The 19,745-nt window shown below is 36.7% G+C and carries 20 protein-coding genes; 8 read left to right on the forward strand and 12 right to left on the reverse strand.

The features are described 5' to 3' along the window. Positions 1–3 precede the first annotated feature (3 nt). Positions 4–975, forward strand: a complete 972-nt coding sequence (locus ND855_RS16605) for a M23 family metallopeptidase (protein ID WP_265359242.1) — start codon at positions 4–6, stop codon at positions 973–975. On the opposite strand, the gene ND855_RS16610 is transcribed toward ND855_RS16605, so the two are convergent. Continuing rightward, positions 955–1,995 carry a hypothetical protein gene (locus tag ND855_RS16610; protein WP_265359243.1) on the reverse strand — a complete coding sequence of 347 codons (1,041 nt, stop codon included), beginning with the start codon at positions 1,993–1,995 and terminating at the stop codon, positions 955–957. The genes ND855_RS16605 and ND855_RS16610 overlap by 21 nt on opposite strands. On the opposite strand from ND855_RS16610, the gene ND855_RS16615 reads away from it, so the two are divergent. Further along, entirely contained in the window at positions 1,994–2,608 is a 615-nt protein-coding gene (locus ND855_RS16615; RefSeq protein ID WP_265359244.1) for a hypothetical protein, read from the forward strand. The two genes, ND855_RS16610 and ND855_RS16615, sit on opposite strands and share 2 nt — an antisense overlap. A gap of 94 nt (positions 2,609–2,702) precedes the next feature. Here ND855_RS16615 and ND855_RS16620 read toward each other — a convergent pair whose 3' ends face one another. Both ND855_RS16620 and ND855_RS16625 read right to left on the reverse strand, forming a co-directional pair. Then, complete coding sequence (locus ND855_RS16620) at positions 2,703–3,689, reverse strand: MBL fold metallo-hydrolase (protein ID WP_265359245.1); 987 nt, start codon at positions 3,687–3,689, stop codon at positions 2,703–2,705. 65 nt (positions 3,690–3,754) lie between these two features. Then, the gene (locus tag ND855_RS16625) at positions 3,755–4,327 is read right to left on the reverse strand and encodes a TetR/AcrR family transcriptional regulator (RefSeq protein WP_265359246.1); all 573 of its coding nucleotides are present in this window, start codon (positions 4,325–4,327) and stop codon (positions 3,755–3,757) included. Between the two features lie 165 nt (positions 4,328–4,492). Here ND855_RS16625 and fliG point away from each other — a divergent pair, with 165 nt between their 5' ends. Beyond that, a complete protein-coding gene (gene fliG / locus ND855_RS16630; RefSeq protein ID WP_004785217.1) occupies positions 4,493–5,506 on the forward strand; it encodes a flagellar motor switch protein FliG in 1,014 nt (337 codons plus the stop codon). A 27-nt stretch (positions 5,507–5,533) separates the two neighbouring features. Here fliG and ND855_RS16635 read toward each other — a convergent pair whose 3' ends face one another. Further along, complete coding sequence (locus ND855_RS16635) at positions 5,534–6,022, reverse strand: helix-turn-helix domain-containing protein (RefSeq protein WP_265359247.1); 489 nt, start codon at positions 6,020–6,022, stop codon at positions 5,534–5,536. A 362-nt stretch (positions 6,023–6,384) separates the two neighbouring features. On the opposite strand from ND855_RS16635, the gene ND855_RS16640 reads away from it, so the two are divergent. Beyond that, on the forward strand, positions 6,385–7,341 hold the full coding sequence (locus ND855_RS16640; RefSeq protein ID WP_265359248.1) for a glycerophosphodiester phosphodiesterase: 957 nt from the start codon (positions 6,385–6,387) through the stop codon (positions 7,339–7,341). On the opposite strand, the gene ND855_RS16645 is transcribed toward ND855_RS16640, so the two are convergent. Genes ND855_RS16645 through ND855_RS16660 form a run of 4 tightly spaced genes read right to left on the reverse strand, consistent with a single transcriptional unit; the run spans position 7,338 to position 12,097 of the window. After that, positions 7,338–7,682 carry a TRL domain-containing protein gene (locus ND855_RS16645; RefSeq protein WP_265359249.1) on the reverse strand — a complete coding sequence of 115 codons (345 nt, stop codon included), beginning with the start codon at positions 7,680–7,682 and terminating at the stop codon, positions 7,338–7,340. The genes ND855_RS16640 and ND855_RS16645 overlap by 4 nt on opposite strands. Continuing rightward, entirely contained in the window at positions 7,679–8,005 is a 327-nt protein-coding gene (locus ND855_RS16650) for a TRL-like family protein (protein WP_265359250.1), read from the reverse strand. The genes ND855_RS16645 and ND855_RS16650 overlap by 4 nt, the downstream gene beginning before the upstream one ends. Positions 8,006–8,016: 11 nt before the next feature. Next, a complete protein-coding gene (pepN, locus tag ND855_RS16655; protein WP_265359251.1) occupies positions 8,017–10,659 on the reverse strand; it encodes an aminopeptidase N in 2,643 nt (880 codons plus the stop codon). Positions 10,660–10,672: 13 nt separating this feature from the next. After that, a complete protein-coding gene (locus ND855_RS16660; protein ID WP_407658727.1) occupies positions 10,673–12,097 on the reverse strand; it encodes a peptidoglycan recognition protein family protein in 1,425 nt (474 codons plus the stop codon). Between ND855_RS16660 and ND855_RS16665 the strand changes: the two genes are divergently transcribed. The 3 genes from ND855_RS16665 to ND855_RS16675 are packed head-to-tail and all read left to right on the forward strand — an operon-like array spanning position 12,039 to position 15,811. Continuing rightward, positions 12,039–12,545, forward strand: coding sequence for a hypothetical protein (locus tag ND855_RS16665; protein ID WP_174705058.1), 507 nt, complete (start codon positions 12,039–12,041; stop codon positions 12,543–12,545). The genes ND855_RS16660 and ND855_RS16665 overlap by 59 nt on opposite strands. A gap of 12 nt (positions 12,546–12,557) precedes the next feature. Beyond that, a complete protein-coding gene (locus tag ND855_RS16670; protein WP_265359253.1) occupies positions 12,558–14,165 on the forward strand; it encodes a GMC family oxidoreductase N-terminal domain-containing protein in 1,608 nt (535 codons plus the stop codon). A 44-nt stretch (positions 14,166–14,209) separates the two neighbouring features. Further along, positions 14,210–15,811, forward strand: a complete 1,602-nt coding sequence (locus ND855_RS16675; protein WP_265359254.1) for a tetratricopeptide repeat protein — start codon at positions 14,210–14,212, stop codon at positions 15,809–15,811. Between the two features lie 19 nt (positions 15,812–15,830). Here the strand turns inward: ND855_RS16675 and ND855_RS16680 are convergent, their stop codons facing one another. The 4 genes from ND855_RS16680 to ND855_RS16695 are packed head-to-tail and all read right to left on the reverse strand — an operon-like array spanning position 15,831 to position 18,613. Then, positions 15,831–16,547 (reverse strand): type I 3-dehydroquinate dehydratase, encoded by a 717-nt coding sequence (locus ND855_RS16680; RefSeq protein WP_265359255.1) that lies wholly within the window; start codon positions 16,545–16,547, stop codon positions 15,831–15,833. 5 nt (positions 16,548–16,552) lie between these two features. Continuing rightward, positions 16,553–17,527 carry a KpsF/GutQ family sugar-phosphate isomerase gene (locus ND855_RS16685; protein WP_265359256.1) on the reverse strand — a complete coding sequence of 325 codons (975 nt, stop codon included), beginning with the start codon at positions 17,525–17,527 and terminating at the stop codon, positions 16,553–16,555. Next, positions 17,524–18,063 carry a UpxY family transcription antiterminator gene (locus tag ND855_RS16690; protein ID WP_265359257.1) on the reverse strand — a complete coding sequence of 180 codons (540 nt, stop codon included), beginning with the start codon at positions 18,061–18,063 and terminating at the stop codon, positions 17,524–17,526. The genes ND855_RS16685 and ND855_RS16690 overlap by 4 nt, the downstream gene beginning before the upstream one ends. Further along, positions 18,050–18,613, reverse strand: coding sequence for an LIC_10042 family TonB-like protein (locus ND855_RS16695; RefSeq protein WP_265359258.1), 564 nt, complete (start codon positions 18,611–18,613; stop codon positions 18,050–18,052). Before ND855_RS16695 ends, ND855_RS16690 begins: the two co-directional genes overlap by 14 nt. Between ND855_RS16695 and aroC the strand changes: the two genes are divergently transcribed. Then, positions 18,607–19,743: a chorismate synthase gene (gene aroC / locus ND855_RS16700; RefSeq protein WP_265359259.1), complete on the forward strand. Its 1,137-nt coding sequence runs from the start codon at positions 18,607–18,609 to the stop codon at positions 19,741–19,743. The genes ND855_RS16695 and aroC overlap by 7 nt on opposite strands. Positions 19,744–19,745 lie beyond the last annotated feature (2 nt).

Here is a 19,745-nt window from a genome sequence, read left to right on the forward strand (position 1 = left end):
GAGATGGTTCGTTATTTTTCTATATTCTTCATAATCATTTTCTTTGTCCAAGCAGTACCTGCTGAATCACGTGAAAATAAAAAGAAATCTCCCAAACATACAACGTCTTCAGGAAATTATTTTGTAAAAAAAGAAGAGAAAAATTTTTCGCTTCTAATGGAAGCTCGCAGGTTTGGTCGGGGTGAAGTAATTTTTTTACGATTAACTCCAAAAGATAAGAAATGGATCAATGAATCCTACAAAGTGAGTTGGTTAGGAAAAGACGTCATATTAACCAAACGCGAAAATAGTATGATCGCATTTTTACCAATCTCTCCAGACACTCCAGCAGGAGCGATGACCTTAGAGATAGTTTCCAAAATCTTTTTTGTCAAACGTGGCCAAAAACAATACCAAATTATCTTGGAACCAACCAAGTTCCAAGTGATCAAAAAAAACCAACAAATCAAAGTCGATGAAAAGTTTGTCACAAAGGAATTGCCAAAGGAAGTCTTAGATTTTATCCAAGAATGTAAAAACGCAAAAGAATTAGCATTTTCAAAATCGAGCCAATTACAATTCCAAAAGAATTTTAAAAATCCTTTAGAGTCTATTTACATCACAAGTAAATTCTATGTAAGACGAGATTATAATAACAAACAAGGTCGCCCTCACGGTGGTGTTGATTTTAGAGGGAAAACAGGAACACCTGTGTATGCGATTCAAGATGGAACAGTTGTTTTAGCACAAAAAACTTATTATGAAGGAAATTTTACCATCATCGATCATGGGAATAAAATCTTTTCTTTTTATATGCACCAAGATGAGATTAAAGTGAAAGTTGGTGAACAAGTGAAACAAGGACAGCAGATTGGAACAGTAGGAACTACTGGTATGTCCACTGGCCCTCACTTACACTTGGGTGCAAAAATTAATGGAGTGTTAGTTGATCCACTTTCACTCATTGCGTTACAATCAATTTCTGAATCGAATTGATGCCAAAAATTCACGAATGACTGATTCGTGAATTTCTCCTTTTTCTAAATTTTCAGTAATATGTAACAAAAGTTTATCGTGATTATTTGTTTCTATGATCATAAAACCGGTTTTTGAATAACGGGGCCGTAACAAATCATAAAATGTCCAAAATTTACTGACTAAGATAAATTCTTCGATTTCTTTTTGTTGGATTTCTTGTAAGTCCTCGATGTCACCTTTACTGACTTGTATTTTTAAAAATTCTGAAAATTCCTGGATCGCTTGTTCTTTTTGAAACCCAACGTAATCAGGAAAATAAAAAATCCTTACAAATGGATACCGTTCTGCATCATGATCGCTAAATGATAAGAGACCAGCAATTTGACCTACACCCGTTTTGTTTTCCAAGGTTAAATCATCTGGTTTATAAAAAAACATTCCCTCTGGTAAAGTAAATCCAAATTGAAGTTCTTCATTCCAATGTTCTTTTTCATTGATGATAACCCAATTGTTTAAGTTTTTTTCTTCTATTTGGTATTTGTTTTTAAAGAGTAAATAGGCAGATAAAACTTCAGCACCTTGTAACGCTTTAAATGAAATGAATGCATTACTCGCCACAAGACAAAATGCGAGTAAAAGCCTAGCATATTCTGTTAATTGTAAAATACGAATGAAAAATGCGATGATAACAAAGATAAATAAAAAGACGGTGCCTGCTTCAAAAATTAACACTTCTGCTAACCAAAGAGCAAAGATAAAGAGGATTAACACTCCAATTTCAACCAATGGATGAAACGTTTCTCTCCAGTACAATTGGATGATGTATAAACTTATGTAAGTAATGAGAAGTCCGACGAATAAAGAGACCAAACATAAAACTAACACATAATGCCATGGAAGATGGGATTCGTGATAAACGAAAAATGGTATCACCAAAATCGCATACAATACGAGTAAATTTCTTGTGGTGCTAGGTGAGATAAATCGGACAAAGAAACCACTTGCCTGATTTTTGATTTTGTTTAGTATTTGGTTCATGTCAGCAATCACAGACTTCTTTCAAAAAATCCAAAACCAAATTGTTGAAATCCAAACCACGATCAATCAGATCAAAACCAGTTGGGAAAACTTTCAAAAGTTTTGGGATTTATTTTTTACATTAGTCCCTTGGGAAGTTCTCCTTTTACTGATCTTTTCTGTCATCCTCCTTTCTATTTTTAACTCAATCTCTCCTAGTACACCGAAAACCAATTTGACTATTTCGGTTGTTTTACTTTCTGCACTTTGGCTTTACTTCTGGGGTTTGTTCGCCAAAGAAGTAACCTATAGCAAGGTCATCATTGCTTCGTTGTATATCCTTGTGCCTTTACATGCTATTGGTATGGGCCAATGGCTCTATGGTATTGGCAAAAAGGTGTATTGGAAAAAAAGACGAATTGCTCCCAAACAATGGGATGCAGCTCTCCACCAAGTATCACTTGACTACCACGAGTTTATGGGCAAAGCACATGGTTTTCACAATGTGATCCAAGAAAATCGTGACTCCATTCAAAAAGAAATCGAACGATTGGAACAATCCTTACAAGGGATCAAAGGACTGTTACTCCAAAAGAAGTCGGTGGAGTCGGAAAACAAAGATACGAACGGTTAATTTTAACACTTGGATTGGGGAATCTTAATATAATTTTCAGTTTCTTTCATTGATTTTGAAACCCCAATGGATTTTACCTTTCTAATTTTGTTGCTCACTCCATTGTCAAAAGTTTGGTTCCACCAATTACTTTTGGATAAAACCCAAGTGGGAATTGTGTATCATAGTCATGAGCAGGGATGACTTTGAGTCCTGGGTTATCGATTAGAAGCTGATGGACACGGGCAATTTCTTCTCCTAACTCTTTTGTATCAAAATCGACAATCCATCTTGCGCCACGAGGTTTGTGTTTGAGATTCACAAATCCTTCTTTTCGCCAAACAATATCACCTGTTAAAAAGTATGTTTCTCCATTTTCTGTATGTAAAAATAAACCAACTGAACCTTCACTGTGACCTTTCATAGGAACAAAAACAACAGTTCCATCTCCATACCAATCGATACTTTTCGCATAAGAAGCATAAGGTGTATTCGTAAAATTTAAATATTTCCATTTTACAGATTCACCTTCAAATTGCGAAGGAATGTAACCTAGTTCGATCTTTGGATTGTTTAATTCTTCTTTTACACTATGAATGTTTGCATTTGGAAAATCCTTAAGCCCACTGGCATGGTCCCAATGTAGGTGTGAAAAAAATACATCTTCAATCGAATTGATATTAACATTATTGGATTGTAATTGTGATTTTGTCGTTTCATTCAGTTTATATTCCATTAATAGTTTTAAGTAAAAAGGAAATACCGTGAACTGTTCTTCGATATTGGTTCCAAGGCCAGTATCAAAAAGAAAATTTCCCTTCGGGTGTTGGATGTAAAAACTAGAATGAGAAACAGTGACTATATTCAAAATTGAGCCACCTTCAATCACAAACCCTTCAAGAGTTTTTGCTTCTCCTGTTTTTAAGATGGAAAATACCAAACTGGATTTAGCCTTCGGTTTTGGAATTTGGTTTATGCTTGGATTGGAAGTTAAATCCATTTGGATGGTTTCATTCGGATATCCTAAAAAATACAATGTAAAACATACCAAGACAATGATGGTAAGTATCGAGATGGACTTTTGTTTTGATAGAGGTTTCATTTGTTTCATTTCCTATATTTGATTGTAACTTTGATTTTGAATTCTAGATGAAATCGTTTTTCATTTTAAGTTTTTAGCAAAAGATCTGCTGTTTTTTGCGCCATTCGAAGGGGTTCGGGAGACTTTTGGAGTTTTGATAAGAGAAGGGCTCCTTCCCATAAGGAAAGGATGGAAACAGAAAGTGTTTTTGCAACTCTCGGGTTGTACCCATTTTGAATTAGATAAGATTCAATTGTTTTTGACCATAAAACATACACCTCTTTACAAGCATTTGCCACTGGGATTGATTGATTCGCGGCTTCCATTGCTGTCGTGGCAATGGGACATCCTTTTCTGTAATCACTTGTTACAATCCGATCTTCCAAAGCAGAGAACACTTGTTTGATGGCATGAGTTGGACTTTCACTTTTTGAGAGTATAAGATGAAAAAATTCATTTAATTGTACTCCCGAGTGTAAGATGGCAAGACTCGTCAGTTCCTCCTTCCCACCAGGAAAGTGAAAGTACAGTGAACCTTTCGGAGTATTTGTTTCCTTTCCCAATTCGCTGAGGCCTGTTGTTTCATACCCGTTTTCTTCCAAAAGTCCGGCCATGACCTCAATGATCCTTTGTTTGGTAACACTTCCCTTTTTGCCCACAAAACCCATTCGTTAAGAAAATAATAGACCGGTCAACATAAAAAATGCCCATCTCCTGTGCGTAACAAAATTTGGCAGAAGGTGGGAAATTTCTCCCAGAATAAATCTCATTGTTTTTTTCAGAGTCCGCCGATAAACTAAGTAGTACGGATTTCGGGACGAAGTATGATCAATAAGAAGCCATCGCTCACAGGAAGACAAAAGGCCGCCATCTTTTTGGTTGCGGTTGGAAACGAAGTGGCCTCCGAAATCTTTAAACACCTTCGTGAAGATGAGATCGAACAAATCACGTTCGAAATTGCTCGTTTAGATAAAATCACTCCTGAAGACAAAGAGAAGGTACTCGTTGAGTTCAATGAACTCATGATGGCACAAGAGTTTATCACAAATGGTGGTATTGACTTTGCACGGGGACTACTTGAAAAAGCACTCGGGAACCAAAAAGCCATAGATATCATTAACCGGCTCACTTCGTCTCTGCAAGTTAGGCCCTTTGACTTCATTCGTAGAACAGACCCGGCCCACCTTCTCAACTTTATCCAGGGGGAGCACCCTCAGACCATCGCCCTTATTTTATCCTATTTGGATCCGCAAAAAGCATCCAATATCCTTTCGAACCTTCCACACCAAATCCAAGCGGAAGTGGCAAAACGGATTGCAACGATGGACCGTGTTTCACCAGACGTACTTCGCGAGGTAGAACGTGTGTTAGAGCGTAAACTCTCTACTCTTGCTTCTGAAGATTATACTTCTGCTGGGGGTATTGATTCTGTGGTGGAAATTTTGAACTTAGTAGACCGCGGAACAGAAAAAACCATCATCGAAGCCTTGGAAGAAGAAGACCCGGAACTTGCCGAAGAGATCAAAAAACGAATGTTCGTATTCGAAGATATCGTTTTACTCGATGACCGTGCGATACAAAAGGTAATGCGAGAAGTCGATAACACAGATTTGGCGAAAGCACTCAAGTCCGTAGATTCCGAAGTACAAGATAAAATCTTTAAAAACATGTCCAAACGTGCTGCCAACTTACTCCGAGAGGATATGGACTTTATGGGACCTGTTCGTTTGAAAGACGTGGAAGACGCTCAGCAAAAAATTGTAAACATCATCCGTAAACTGGAAGAAGCGGGCGAGATCGTTGTGGCTCGTGCGGGAGAAGACGAACTTGTGGTTTAGTCCACAGGTTTCGTTTCGAATTTTTCTTTAGTTACTTCGGTTGCTAAATTTTCCCCACTTCGGTGGAAATTCAACAAGCGCATCCTTTGTGCTAATTTCACCACGTTCCAATTTTTGATTGAGTGTGATGAGTTTGTGTAAACTTCCCATGGAAAAGGAAAGTTCTGTCACATCAAAATCATCTAATCGCACTTTGGCATTCCGACAGAAAAGTTTGAGTTCTGAAAGTATCAAAGTGACTCTCGCATTGGCATAACGAGCTACAATCTCTTCAAATTCTTCCTCATTAAAAAATTCTCTTTCTAAATCGTAATCAAATTCATTTCGAATGAGATCAATGAGTGATAGACCAAGCTCTTTAGAGACCAAAACGACATAATCAAATTTAGAGCGGATCCAATCTTCTGATTCCAATAACTCAATAGCTGATCGTGGAATATTCAATTTTTCTGATAATTGAATGCGTGTGAGATTTCTTCTCTCTCTATAATTTCTGAAATGATTTAATTTTTCCATGAGTTCCCAAAAAAAATTGTAAAAAACCGTTATTTACGTTCTGAAAAGGCTCCAAAAACGTTAAGAACGGTTTGGATGTATAAGATTCGCATGGATAAGGTTGACTTAGATTGGAAAATTTGCGTTACGCTGAATTTACGCTAAATTTCCTTTCTGGAGCCACCACCGATGTTACCGTAGGTGGTGTGCTCGTTTTTTCCATTCTTTTCCTTTTTGAGACTGGCAAAAGAAGACAAAAAGAAACAATCCATTCAATTTTTCAATCTGCGAATCATTTCATTTTTTTTGTAAAATCGAAACTTTTTTCTTACTTGATGCAATAAAATAAATCAATGGAATTTTGTAAAAGCAGGTAACCTTTGATGAAATTGATTCTCTCATTTAGTAAACTCTACATAGCCGTGAGTTTTTTTAGTTTGTTAGTTGTGAATTGTGCTACAGTTGAAACTCCCAATCGTTTGCGTAAAGACATCGACTTACAGGGACATCGTGGTGCACGCGGATTAAAACCAGAAAATACATGGCCAGCGTTTGAAGAAGCAATCAAATATAAAATGGTTACTTTAGAATTAGATACCGTTTTAACAAAAGACAAACGTGTGGTCATCCATCATGATTCTGATACCAATCCAGTCATTTGCCAAAATGTTGATGGAACTCAAATCCAAAAAAAATCATTATATGAACTTACACTTGCTGAATTACAAGCATTAGATTGTGGTTCTAAACAAAATCCTAATTTTCCAAAACAAATTCCTGTACCTGGAACAAAACTTTTATCACTCGAAGAATTTTTTGAATTAGTTTTGAGACATGAAAAAAAATCGAAAGAAGTATATGAATTTAATATCGAAACCAAATTTCCAGATGATGGATCCGCACCTGATAGTTTAGTCAAAGAACATACTGAAAAACTCATTCAAATCATAGAAAAATATAAAGTGGTAGATCGTTCGACAATCCAATCATTTGATATGAGAACACTTTCAGTGTCGAAACAAAAGAATCCAAAAATTAAAACAAGTGCGTTGTTCGTACCAACATATTTCCAAGGATTTTTAATGACCATTGGACTTGGGAATGGATATAGGGAGACAATTCTTGGTTTAGCAAAAGAGAAACAAGCAGATATCGTTTCACCATATTTTTTATATGTAACACCAAGATTTGTCAAAACATCTCATGACAAAGGGATGATGGTGATTCCTTGGACGGTTAATACCGAAAAGGAAATGAATCGTTTGGTAACTTGTGGTGTTGATGGAATTATATCCGATTATCCAGATATGTTAGATAAAGTGGTTCGTAAAAAAAACTAAATCCCCCAAACAACCGTACACAAAGTAGAATAGAGAGAGAGGTAATTCGTTGCCTCTTTTTCGATTCGAAACACTTCTTGGATTCCTCCCTCTTGTGCTGCTGATAAAATGCTACCATCTCCCGTCACATAAAAGAATCCAATCCGTTTTAGGCATGCCTTTCCTTGTTTTAATGACTGTTTGGGGAGAGGTCTTTCCGAAACAGCAATTGTATAGGAAGCATATAGAAGCCCTGTTGGACCTAAACCTTGTGGTTGGCCTAAATTAGCGCAAGAGCTAAGGTATCCTAAGAGGATCAAAAAGACAAAATAAAATTGAATCCTTTGAAGTTTCACTTTCATTCGTTTCCAGAGATCTCAACACATAGGTTGGCATACACACCAAGTACAACAAGAGTTGTCCAATTGGTTTCAGTGACAGTTTGGATTTTGGACCTAGATTTTAGAAATTCAAATGATGCATTTCCAAATGAAAATAAACCAAGAATGGAATGGACACAGGAAGTGATTCGTCTTTTAGAAGGTTCTCCTGTACCATAAACACCGATTTTGGTTTTTGTAAAAATAAATCCTCTTGGACCAAATCCTGGTGACGCACAACTAACAAATATCAGATGAAAAAGTGCAAACAATAGAAAACTCAAAAATATTTTTTTTTGAACCAAAGTTTGAACCTTTATTGAATCATTAATTCTTTATGTTTGTATTTCATTTGAATGCATTTCTTCTCTGAATCGATTTGTTTGAGTAAGGTTTTTTTCACTGGAGCTGGCAATTTTGGGTGATTGTTTGTGAATTTTTTTAAGATTAATAAAGTTTCATCCGTACAAAAATCGGGTGTTAAACTTTTTGCAAATGCATCCAAGTAGTTTTCATCATCTGTATGTTGGAACTTGTCCAAAGCATCAAAGTATTGATCTAAAAATTGAAGTTGGATGTTCTTTTGGTATTCCGGAAATAAAGAATAGGAAACCACTCTAAGAGTAGAAGAGGAAAGGTTACTAGTCTTTGGATTTAATAAGACTTGAATCCATTTTTGTTTAACTTCTGGATTTGGTTCCGAAGCTTCTGCTGCTAAACTTGAATTTACACCTCGACTGGATGGATCCAATTTCTTTTCACGATCAATGAAGGATTGAATTTTATTTCGGTCTTTTTCGAGAGAGCTAAGTTTGATAATCATATTCCAACGTAAATCTTGATCGAGTTTTAGGCCTGAAAAACTGAGTTTATTCTCCAAAATATCATATAATCTTTTTTGGCTCACTTCGGTATAAGTTGAATCGATGAGAGACAGAAATAAATACCTTTGTTCATCACTTCCCGCTTTTACTTTTTTTAATTCATCTAAAAGAAAATTTTGTAAGGATTCTAAATCAGCATTTCGTTTGGATTCAGGAAACCAAAATCGGCTAGTTAGATATGTATAACCATTATCACTCGCTAACTTTGATAAAATCCATCGTTTGATTTTTGTATCAGTTTCGATTTGGTACAAACGAACTGCACTGTCTTTGAATTCATCAAAGGTGATGTTCGCAAGTGATACTTGTCTAAAGTAGTCTGTCCATAAGATTAGTTTTCGCATTGGGTCTTTGTCATACTCCAATACAAATTCTAAATTTTGTTTATTTACATCTGTCCATTTCCAAATCACAAAGTCATGGTCTTCAGCATTGAACAATACATAATCAGGGCAGGATTTTACTCCTAGAATCGCTTCACTCGATCTACCGGAATAAACAACAGGGAATTGTTCGTATGAAACTTGTTTGTTGGCCTTATCAAAAAAATAGAGACCTAAAATTGTTTTATGATCACGTAGTTTGTTCTCAGGGCCAGGAGCTGCTTGTACAATTTTTCCATATAGATGATTATCTGCACAAACGGTTGTGAGTTCAATTTGATTTGTACCTTTCGTTTCTAACCAATCTTTGGACCATTTTTTCATAGAGAACCCACTCACAAATTCGAGTTCTCTTAAAAAATCGAGTAAGGTAGAATTGGAATAGGAGTATTTTCGTAAATAGTTTTGAACTCCTTTTTGAAAACTTTCTTCTCCGATAAAAAACACAAGTTGTTTGATTACTGAAGCACCTTTTCCATAGGTAATGCCATCAAACTGTGTAAAAGCTTCTTCTGTATCATTTACCTTTGCTTCTACTGGATGGTTTGTGCTATAACCATCTTCTTCATAAGCCCATTGTTTCATTTTTTCAAAAAAACTAATCCATGTTTCTTGGAATTCGGAATTTTTAGCTTGGGCTAAACTTGCCATGTAAGTTGCAAAACTTTCGTTTAACCAGAGTCCATTCCACCATTTCATTGTGACTAAATCCCCGAACCACATATGTGCCATTTCATGTAAAATCACATCGGATAAATTTTCTCTTTGTGAACGTGTCATCGGAGAACGTGAGACAAATCGTTCGGAAAATGTAACAGCCGCTACATTCTCCATGGCGCCAAAATTAAATTCAGGAACAATGACTTGGTCGTATTTTTCGAATGGATAAGGAATCCCGAAGTAAGAATTAAAAAAAGCAAATCCTTCTTTTGTAAACGTAAACCAATCCTTAGGTTCTACATACTTCGCAAGTGATTTACGAACAAAAAGGCGAAGGGGAATGGATTCAGCCTTGTCTTCCCAAACTTGGTATGGACCTGCGTGTAAGGAAAACACATAAGTTGAAATTTTTTTCGATTCAGGGAATTGGTGTAAGACTTCTTCTGGATTTTCCGATTTGTTTTGTGATGTGGGAAGAGTTGTGGAGATTACTTTCCAATTTTTTGGTGCTGTTACTTGGAGTTGGAAGGTTGCCTTTAGATCTGGTTGGTCAAAACATGGAAACATTTTATTTGCGTGGAATGCTTCAAATTGTGAGTAGATATATGTTTCTTTATCGTCAGGGTCTAGGAATTTGTGGAGTCCATTCCCCGTTTTGGCATAAGGTGTTTCAAAGGAAACAGAAACTGTGTTGTTTCCAATCATCAATCGATTCGAAGGAAGTTGGATTTGTCCTTTTTTATATTCAAAATCAGTAAGCGCCTCTCCATTCAAAATGATGGATTTGATTTCTCCTTGGAAATAATCCAAACGTAAGTCTCTGATTTTTTTTCCAACAAACTGGATGTTAACTTTCCCCGTAAAACTTTCTTTAGGTGAGAGATTGATTTCTAAATTGTATTTTATATTTTCAATGGTCTCGTATCGGTATTCAGCTTCTTGTAAAGTAAGGTGATAGTTTGTTTGGTTAAACTTACAATGGATTAAGAATAGTAAACTTCCAAGAGTAAAAATGCTGAATAGTTGTTTCATCGGATTTTCCTTATTATGGTTGAAAATTGCGGTATAAAATCGCCCAGTCCATAGCACTTCGATTTTTCCATTCTGGTTCTGGAAAGTATTTCCCACCAATCGAATTTAAGATGAGCTCCATATATTCTTCCCCAGGATCAAAGTCTTTTGCATTCAGGAAGATCGAACCACCCCATTTTTTTTTGGCTTGGGTATGGCTAAAAACTCCACTCAAATCTTCCAACCTTTCATTGGATAAAGGAATTTTGTATTTAGATGTTAGTTCTAATACAAGGTCTTTTACTTTTTGGATTTGTTCTGGTTGTTTGAGTAATTCTTCTGTGTCTTTGGCAACAATTTCGATTTGGATACAATTGTCATTTGTCCCGGTGGCTGCGGCCGCTCGGTCTTCAATCACATCCACAAGTTGGTAGGCTTTTCCATTTGTATCAACCATGATGGATGCAGTGAGGTTCCTTGCTTCTAAGGTTCGAAGAGATCGAAAGTAATCTGGTATCGCAGTATAATGTAAGACCACACAACTTGGTTTGATTTTCCCGCGGAAAGTATACTTCACTCGGTACTCTTCAGGTGTGAAACCTTTGTCTGTTTTCTCTAATTGAGAAAATATGATTTTTTCTGCTTTGGTGATCCCTCGTCCATTGGTTGGATGGAATGATTCCTTCAAAAGGTCTTTGTTTTCTTTTTTTAAAACCCAACCCGTAACAAATCGATCCTTCCAATCATCCTCTTCATAAAAGGTCCCACCAATTTCTTTGAGGATTTGATTGAGTGCTAACTCACTTCCGCAAGGAGAAAAATCCACAAATCCACCAAACCTACGTTTGGCTTGGTTGTGAGTGAAAATTCCTTTTTTGGAGATAATGTCAAAATTGGATTTGGGAATGTACAATGATTCAGCCAAGTATTGGATGGTTTTTTGTAACACTTCTCTTTGTTTGTTTTGGTTATAGAGAGTTTCTTGAGTTCCTTCATAAACGATATGGATGGATTCAGTATCGATCCCAGGTGAAGCAGTCCATTCCCGAGTTAAAAACATCGGATCTCCATATATGGTTCCATTGGAATCAATGTACAAATGGAATAAAAATTGATTCTCAACTGACAATCGAAAGAAATCAGAGAACTTTCGTTTGCCTGAATTGTGTAAGATGATTGCTGAAATTAAGTTTTGGTCTCGAGGTTTCGCTAATTTTTCCCACCGGTCTTTTTTGATCCCTTCTGCTTCTGAGAAAGGAATTAAATTAGGAATTTGGATGGTTGTGAAATTTGGTGTCCTTACAAAAAAACGACTACATCCTGTCGAAATAAGGAAAATGAGTGATATTTTTACAAGATTCTGACACAATGGGTTCAAATCTAACTGAAGGAAATGAGATTTGGAGCCACATACACCATTCCTACTTTCACGAAATCGTTTCTTAAAATTTTCTCTCAAATGTTTTGCCTTAACCGCTGTTTCCATACAGGGTGTGAATTGTGGTCCAGGAGTGAACACTCCCACCCTTAGGGGAATTTCACCAGAACAATACCACAGTTTTCGCAGTTTGCAAGAAGTCTTCTTACAAGACAACCCCATTCCCAATTTTGATTTAGGACTTGCGTTAGATAATTATGTATATGGACATCCATATCCAATAGAAACTGAAAGCGTTATACAGCTGTTAGCTAGTGTTCCATCTTCTATTTTAGCAGCAATGGCACTTGATTTTTCTTTTACACCAATAGTCAAACTCCCACCTGAAGAACGTATCAAACGGTTGCTTGAATGGAAACATTCTTCACTTGGAATCAAACGTGGTGTTTACGCCATCCTCAGACAAATTTCATTTTTCCTTCTCAGTTCTGACAAAGAATACCAAAAATTTGTCGGTTACATCCAATAAGGCGGACGATACATGGGAATCTCAATTCATAACGAAAAAATCATCACTCCAAAAAAACACGCAGAAACAATCAAAACCCACCAAATCCAAAATGGAAAATGGGAACTAACTGCGGATGTAGTCATCATTGGATCCGGAGCAGGCGGAGCAGTTGCCGCAAGAGAACTTTCAAAAAATGGATGGAAGGTAATCCTGATTGAGGAAGGTAGTTACTTCACTCCCGCGCAATTTAGTTCTGACGAATTTGTATCACAAGCAAGACTCTACCGAGATGCTGGATTTATTGTAACCGAAGAACAGACGTTATCAATTCTACAAGGTAAGTCTATTGGTGGTTCAACAACAGTAAACTGGCAAACATCTCTTTACCCTCCTGATTATGTTACCAATGAATGGAACGAACGATTTGGGTGGCAAGGGTATTCGAGAGAAGAGATGGATCCTTATGTTTCAGAAGTACATGAAAGATTAGGTGTACACGAAGTACCAGATAACTTGATCAATGCAAACAATAATGTATTACGCGTTGGTGGCAAAAAAATTGGATTAACTCCACAAGTTTTAAGAAATAATAATCGTGGATGTATTGGTCTTGGTAGGTGTGGACTTGGTTGCCCAATCAATGCTAAACAATCTACGTTTCTCACTTGGATACCTGATGCGATAGAAGCCGGAGCTACTGTTGTTTCCAATATGCGTGCTGTTAAAATTCGGGATGGAAAAATCAAAACAGTGGTTGCCGAATTCATACCCGATGCATATGAAAAAGCACCAACTGAAATCATTGAAACCATGGAAATCAAAGCACCTGTTGTGATTGTGAGTGCTGGTGCCATTGAAGGACCTGCTCTATTACAAAGGAGTGGAATTGGAAATGGATGGGTAGGAAGGAATTTAAAAGTCCACCCAACATCCACTATTTTTGGTAAATTTGATACCGAAATCAAAATGTTCCAAGGCCCACCACAATCCATTGTGATTAAGGATGGTCATAACCAAAATGGAACTGGTTATGGTTACTGGTTAGAAGCGGCTCCTTACAGACCAACCCTTGCTTCCTCTTTGGTTCCTTTTTACGGCAAACAACAGTTTGATGTCATGAAAGATTATACCAAGTACAATGCTGGTATTGTTTTAGTTCGTGATGGTGCGGATGGGGAAGCCAATGCAAGTGTGAAGTACAGTTTAGGAAGAAGAAAAGTCTACTTTGAACTCACACCAACTGATGGATTGAATATGTTAAAAGGATTAAAGGCATTAGCGGAAGTGACAGTGGCTGCTGGAGCAAAAGAATTGATTTTTCCTTTCACACGTTTTACAGAACCATACAAAGTGACTGGAAACGATAACTTTGATTGGATTCTAAAAGAGAGTACAAAACCAGGTGATTTGACAGTTGGATCTGCACACCCACATGGATCCATTCAGTCTGCTAACGACCCAGAGAAGGGAGCAGTTGATTTAAATTTGGAAATTTATGGTCATAAAAACATATTTGTCATGGATGCCTCAGTTTACCCTACAGGACTTTCGGTGAACCCACAAATAACGACCATGAGTATCGTTCTCAGAGCTTCACGTAACTTAGCGTCACAAAAAGAAGAAAGAACGAAGATCTAACTTTTTTCCAAAAATCCCTTTCATTCCCATGGGTTCCAACTAGTTTGGAATCCGTGCGGAAATATCTTTCCTTAGTTCTCAGTTTTCTCATCTTTCAAACTACAGTCTTCGCTATAGACAGCGATGCAATGAAAGAAGGTAAAAAGGCTTTTTCTAAAAAAGCTTATGGCGAAGCCATTAAAAAATTTACCAAACATGCCGACTCACACCCGCAAGACGGTGAAGCTTACATGTATTTAGGATATATCTATGAATACAAAAAAGATTATCCGAAATCCATTCAAAATTTTCGAAGAGCTGCTGATTTGGATTTGGACAAAGACCAAAGAAAAACAGTACTTCTAAAATTAGCTTTGTTTTTTAATTACCACCAAGATTGGAATTTATCAGCCACGTATGCATCACGTTACCTAAAGTATGATCCTAAAAATGAAGAAGTTCAAAAAATTTATAACCGTGCTGTAGGAAATAAAGGAAATCCTTCTTCCACAACACATACATACACACAACATACAAAAATTGAACCCAAACATCCAGAAATCAAAAATACGGAAAACAAAAAAGACCAAGTTAAAAAACCAGACGAAAGTATTGAAGATAAAGAAACTACCAAACCTAGTGAATCTTACGAACAAATTTTAGCAAACCAACCTCATTTAGAAGATGTACGTTGGGATTATGTTTTAGCATTATTTGAAGAAAAAAAATACGATAAAGCAGAATCGAATCTAAACATATTAATCGAAAAAAATCCAACACGTTCGAGATACCATTACAAAATGGGTATCATTAAGTTAAGATTAGATGATCCTAAATCTGCCATTGATTCTTTTGAAAAAGCTAAAAAAAATCCATTCTCAAAAGATACTAATGTGTTTTTATATTATGTATTTCTAAATGAAGGGATAGCTTATCAAAAATTAGCAGAAATTGAAAAAGCAGAATTATCCTTTCAGGAAGCTTTCAGACAAGTTCAAAAAGACACTCCACTACTTGCACTGGCAAGGTTATACGAACAAAAATCTGATTGGGAAAAATGTATCCAATCATCCGATAAAGCACTTTCCTTTAATCCCAATCAAATTGAATCCCATATGTTTCGTTTTGTTTGTATGTTTGAAGCTGGTAATAAGACTAAAAAATTTGAAACTAGTTTCGCAAAATATTCTGAATTCATTAAAATTAAATTTCCAGATTTATCGCAAACACCTGAAAAATTTCAAGTAGGGTTTTTAAAATTAGCGCGAAAATATACGGAAAACAATGCTTTTGATACAGCCGAAAGTTATTTTGCCGTTTTGGAAAAAGACCAAACTATTTCCAATGGAAGGGAATACATTTTTTATAGAGGAAGGAATTATTTTTACGGTGGGAAAGTTGATTTAGCAATTCCTTACCTGCAAAAAACAAATGGTTCCTCTGCAGCTCACTATCTCTTGGCACGTTGTTTTGCGAAAAAAAATGACATCACCAAAACCAAAGAACAGTTTCAGATGGCAGCGGATTTAAAACCTGAATATTGGACATCTGCAAATTTAGAAAAAGATTTCAAAGAAGTTTGGAAGGAACAATCGTTCCGTGAATTTATCAACACAAAAGGTGGAAAGGTATCAGGAGCGAATCTTTCCACTCCTGGATCAAATTAATAACAATTAGGAAGAATCATTATTCTTCCTTTGATTCCTTTGCTGAATGTGGGCTTTTGAAAAGGTCCGCACGGAGTTTTTTAAAAGTATCGACTGAAATTTGACCAGGTGCCTTTGGTTCACCTAATGTCATATAAGTGAATGATGAATTAAACTTATCACCAAATACTCTTGAAATAATTCCAAGTTCACCCATACAAATACCAATCATTGTTTGAGTTTTTGATAAAAGTTTGATATCATTTAAAAAGTCAGCAGTTTCTTCGATGTTTTCGGGTGTGATTGCAAACTTATAAATAGGATTCTTTTTTTTGACCGGTTTTGATTTTGCAATGAATTGGTTCATTTCATTTGCCAAAATTGATTTTTTAAAAGAATGGTAAGAATAAATGATTCGATAGTTTAAGGTTTCATAATTTCGAAAAATTGTATCTTCTCTATTCAGTTCGATATCCAAATAATTGGCATTGTCATTAAAATCTTTAATGATGCCTTCCACATCTTCAGGGAATAATTTCACATAAGATCGAACACTACTGTCTTCGGCTCTTCTATATGTAAAAAGCACTGGTAAACCAAGTGCTTTGATTTTCTTTTTCATTTCTTTTTGGATGTAATTTCTAGAGAATAAATCCAATCTCACTTCGATGACATCTACATCTTTTACATCTTTTTTTTGAAGGTGCCGTAATTCATCCTCACCGACAGAAGCTATGATTTTATAAGAATCTGGCATAAAGTTTATAATCCTTTTTGTAATAAATCGTGGAGAGAAATCATCCCAACAAAAACTCCTTTGTCATCCACAACAGGAGCAACAGAAATTGGCCTTTCGCGTCCTTCCATTTTAATTAAAACATCATAAGCCTTTTCATCTGGACGAAAACTATTTGGATTTGGGTTCATCATTTCTTTTGCGGTTACATCAGGCGATAATGTATGTTTTGTGAGATATTTACGAATGTCATAATCGGTAATCAGTCCTACAAGTTTTGAATTGGAATCCACAACTCCAGTAGCACCAATTCCTTTTTCTGTAATTTCTTTTAAAATAGTTTCTAGGTTTGCATCAATGGGAATAGAGGCATTTCTTTCTCCTTTTCGCATCACATCCGTTAAATATAAGGACAATCGTTTGCCTAATCGGCCAGCAGGATGGTACAATGCAAAATCGTCTGCTTTAAATTCTTTAAGTTCCATTAAAGCAACTGCAATCGCATCTCCGAGTACTAGGGCTATTGTTGTACTGGAAGTAGGAGCAAGATCTAAAGGACAAGCTTCTTTTAAAACAGGAGTGATAATGACAACATCTGATAATTCTGCTAACTTAGATTTGGCGTTTGCAGTGATGCCTACAATTTTTGCTCCGATTTTGCGGAGAGTCGGTAGGATATAATTCAGTTCTTCTGATTCACCACTTTTTCCAATGGCAAGTACCACATCGTCGGGACCAACAATTCCAGAATCCCCATGAGATGCATCTGTCGGGTGTAAAAAATATGCTGAAGTGCCAGTCGAAGAAAGTGTGTGTGAGATTTTTTTGGCAATATCACCAGACTTTCCAACGCCAGTGACGATTACTTTTCCTTTTGATTTTAGGATCAGATCGATACATTCTTTTACTGAAGGGTCTAGTTGTTCACGGAAGTGAACAAGAGATGAAATTTCATCGTCAAGCGCTTGTTTTACGATAGTCAAAGTATCTTTATTTGTCATACAAGTAATTCCTCCCAAGCTAAGTGATCCATATTGATCTCATAAGAGAAAACGGTTTCTACACCAGGAATTCTTAATACTACAAGGGTTTTGTTTTTTACTTTAAGAATTTCCATGGTTTTACCAGCAAAAGAACCATCGATCACTTTCACCATTTTGCCTTTTTGAAATAATAGTTCTCTGTTCATTTTCAAAGATTCCGCATAATCTTTAAGGCCTTGTTCCAAAACATCTAAATCATTTTGTTCCACAATGGCTGGTTGCCCTTTATGAAATACAAACTGAACTGATCCTGGTAGTTGTAAGACCTTATTTTTATCTCTCCAAAAGACAATCCTTACAAAAATATAGGAAGGCAATATTGGAACTTGTATCCATTTGAATCGATCTGTCCATTTTTTCCGTTCTTTCCGTATTGGTAAGTAGTTTTCGATTTTGTATTTGTTCAGAAGGTCACTGAGTTTTTTTTCTGCACGTGGTTTGGTATAAACTATATACCATGCACTTTCTTCCGATTGTGGATTAGTCTCTGACATCTAAACGGAACCTAATGGGTAAAACAAATTCTTTGCCTTTGGTGTATTGGAACTTCCAATCGGAAAGTTGGCGACGCACCTGTTGATCAAAAACCGCATACCTACATGCTGTGACCACTGCAATTTTTTCCAAACTGCCGTCTTCTTTCACAGAAAGTCGGTAGACACAATGATCTTCTAGTTTTTGTTCCAATGCCAAACTGGGGTAACTGAGACAATTTTGGAATTCAGAGATTTCATCTTCTGTGGTTTTGGTCCCATCATTCTGAGATTGTTTTGGCGAAATAGATTCCTTACTTTCTCCCAATCCAGTTGAAAAATGAAGTTGGAAAGAGGAAAAATTTCCGCCTTCCTTGAGTTTGATGTGAGTAGAATCTATGTCACTTCGGTATTCCATTGCCAAATAAGACAAAAGAATGAATACATGCACCCCAATGCTAAGGATGATTGCCTTATATTTGGGTCCTTCAAAGAGTAAATGCATTCCAAGTTCATGAAAAACTTTATTGGAGAGAATGCAATCTCCATTTTCATTGTCCGTATATGCCATCAAGTTGGGGAAAAATTTTCCGAGTATCTACCTATGGAGAATCTCACGGAACATCCGTAGGAGTTGTTGTGGATGGAGTGCCTGCGGGCCTTCCATTTCCAGAAGAAGAAATCCAAAAAGATCTAACACGTCGTAGACCAGGTCAAAATGATCTGACAACTCCGAGAGATGAAAAAGATCGAATGGTAGTTGAGTCTGGAGTTTTTGAAGGCAAAACCACTGGAAGCCCCATACTCATGAAGGTAAATAACCAAAATACCATTGGCAGTGATTATGATGAGATGGCACATGTGTTTCGCCCGTCTCATGCTGATTATACTTATTCTGAAAAATATGGCCATAGAGCCCATGTAGGTGGTGGTCGTTCCTCTGTTCGCGAAACCATAGGTCGAGTTGCAGCTGCAGGTCTTGCCCGAGTGATTTTAGAAAACGAATTGGGAATTTCAACCGTTGGATTTGTGGATTCGATTGGTCCCATTGATTCCTTGATTGCAGAAGATGAATACCCAATCTCAAGAGACATTGTTGATCAGTTTCCGACACGTTGTCCGAAACCTTCTGCCAATGACGAGATGGAAACTCTCATTCGTAAACTCCGGGATGAAGGAGATTCGGTTGGGGGAGTTGTAAAAGTTGTGGTTCGTAATTTACCTCCAGGACTTGGTGACCCCGTTTATGATAAGTTAGATGCCGACTTAGCCAAAGCCATTTTATCCATTTCGGCTTGTAAGGGATTTGAAGTAGGTTCTGGTTTTTCGGGTACTCGCCAAACAGGTAGTACACACAATGATGAATTTTACATCGAAGAAGGAACGGGCAAAGTTAAAACAAGAACCAATCGTTCTGGTGGAATCCAAGGTGGAATTTCTAACGGGATGGATCTTGTCATTCGAGCTGCTTTTAAACCAACTTCTACAATCAAAAAAGAACAAAAAACAGTGAACGACCAAAATAAAGAAACGATTCTTAAGGCAAAAGGTCGTCATGATCCATGTGTGTTGCCAAGGGCAGTTCCGATTGTCGAAGCTGTCGTAAACCTAGTGTTAGTTGATGCTTACTTATACCAAAGAGCCTTACAACCAAAATGGTTTATGAAGTATGCGAATTTAAACGCCATTCCAAACCAATAGAG

The organism is Leptospira paudalimensis (genome assembly GCF_026151345.1).
GTDB classification, from domain to species: Bacteria; Spirochaetota; Leptospiria; order Leptospirales; family Leptospiraceae; genus Leptospira_A; species Leptospira_A paudalimensis.

Excerpts from the sequence above, each read along its gene's own strand:
- ND855_RS16615 (WP_265359244.1), top strand. The coding sequence starts at position 1,994 with ATGTCAGCAATCACAGACTTCTTTCAAAAAATCCAAAACCAAATTGTT.
- ND855_RS16645 (WP_265359249.1), bottom strand. The coding sequence starts at position 7,682 with ATGAAAGTGAAACTTCAAAGGATTCAATTTTATTTTGTCTTTTTGATC.
- ND855_RS16695 (WP_265359258.1), bottom strand. The coding sequence starts at position 18,613 with ATGGCATATACGGACAATGAAAATGGAGATTGCATTCTCTCCAATAAA.
- ND855_RS16635 (WP_265359247.1), bottom strand. The coding sequence starts at position 6,022 with ATGGAAAAATTAAATCATTTCAGAAATTATAGAGAGAGAAGAAATCTC.
- ND855_RS16605 (WP_265359242.1), top strand. The coding sequence starts at position 4 with ATGGTTCGTTATTTTTCTATATTCTTCATAATCATTTTCTTTGTCCAA.
- ND855_RS16610 (WP_265359243.1), bottom strand. The coding sequence starts at position 1,995 with ATGAACCAAATACTAAACAAAATCAAAAATCAGGCAAGTGGTTTCTTT.
- ND855_RS16685 (WP_265359256.1), bottom strand. The coding sequence starts at position 17,527 with ATGACAAATAAAGATACTTTGACTATCGTAAAACAAGCGCTTGACGAT.
- fliG (WP_004785217.1), top strand. The coding sequence starts at position 4,493 with ATGATCAATAAGAAGCCATCGCTCACAGGAAGACAAAAGGCCGCCATC.
- ND855_RS16680 (WP_265359255.1), bottom strand. The coding sequence starts at position 16,547 with ATGCCAGATTCTTATAAAATCATAGCTTCTGTCGGTGAGGATGAATTA.
- ND855_RS16620 (WP_265359245.1), bottom strand. The coding sequence starts at position 3,689 with ATGAAACCTCTATCAAAACAAAAGTCCATCTCGATACTTACCATCATT.
- ND855_RS16670 (WP_265359253.1), top strand. The coding sequence starts at position 12,558 with ATGGGAATCTCAATTCATAACGAAAAAATCATCACTCCAAAAAAACAC.
- ND855_RS16690 (WP_265359257.1), bottom strand. The coding sequence starts at position 18,063 with ATGTCAGAGACTAATCCACAATCGGAAGAAAGTGCATGGTATATAGTT.
- aroC (WP_265359259.1), top strand. The coding sequence starts at position 18,607 with ATGCCATCAAGTTGGGGAAAAATTTTCCGAGTATCTACCTATGGAGAA.
- ND855_RS16640 (WP_265359248.1), top strand. The coding sequence starts at position 6,385 with ATGAAATTGATTCTCTCATTTAGTAAACTCTACATAGCCGTGAGTTTT.
- pepN (WP_265359251.1), bottom strand. The coding sequence starts at position 10,659 with ATGAAACAACTATTCAGCATTTTTACTCTTGGAAGTTTACTATTCTTA.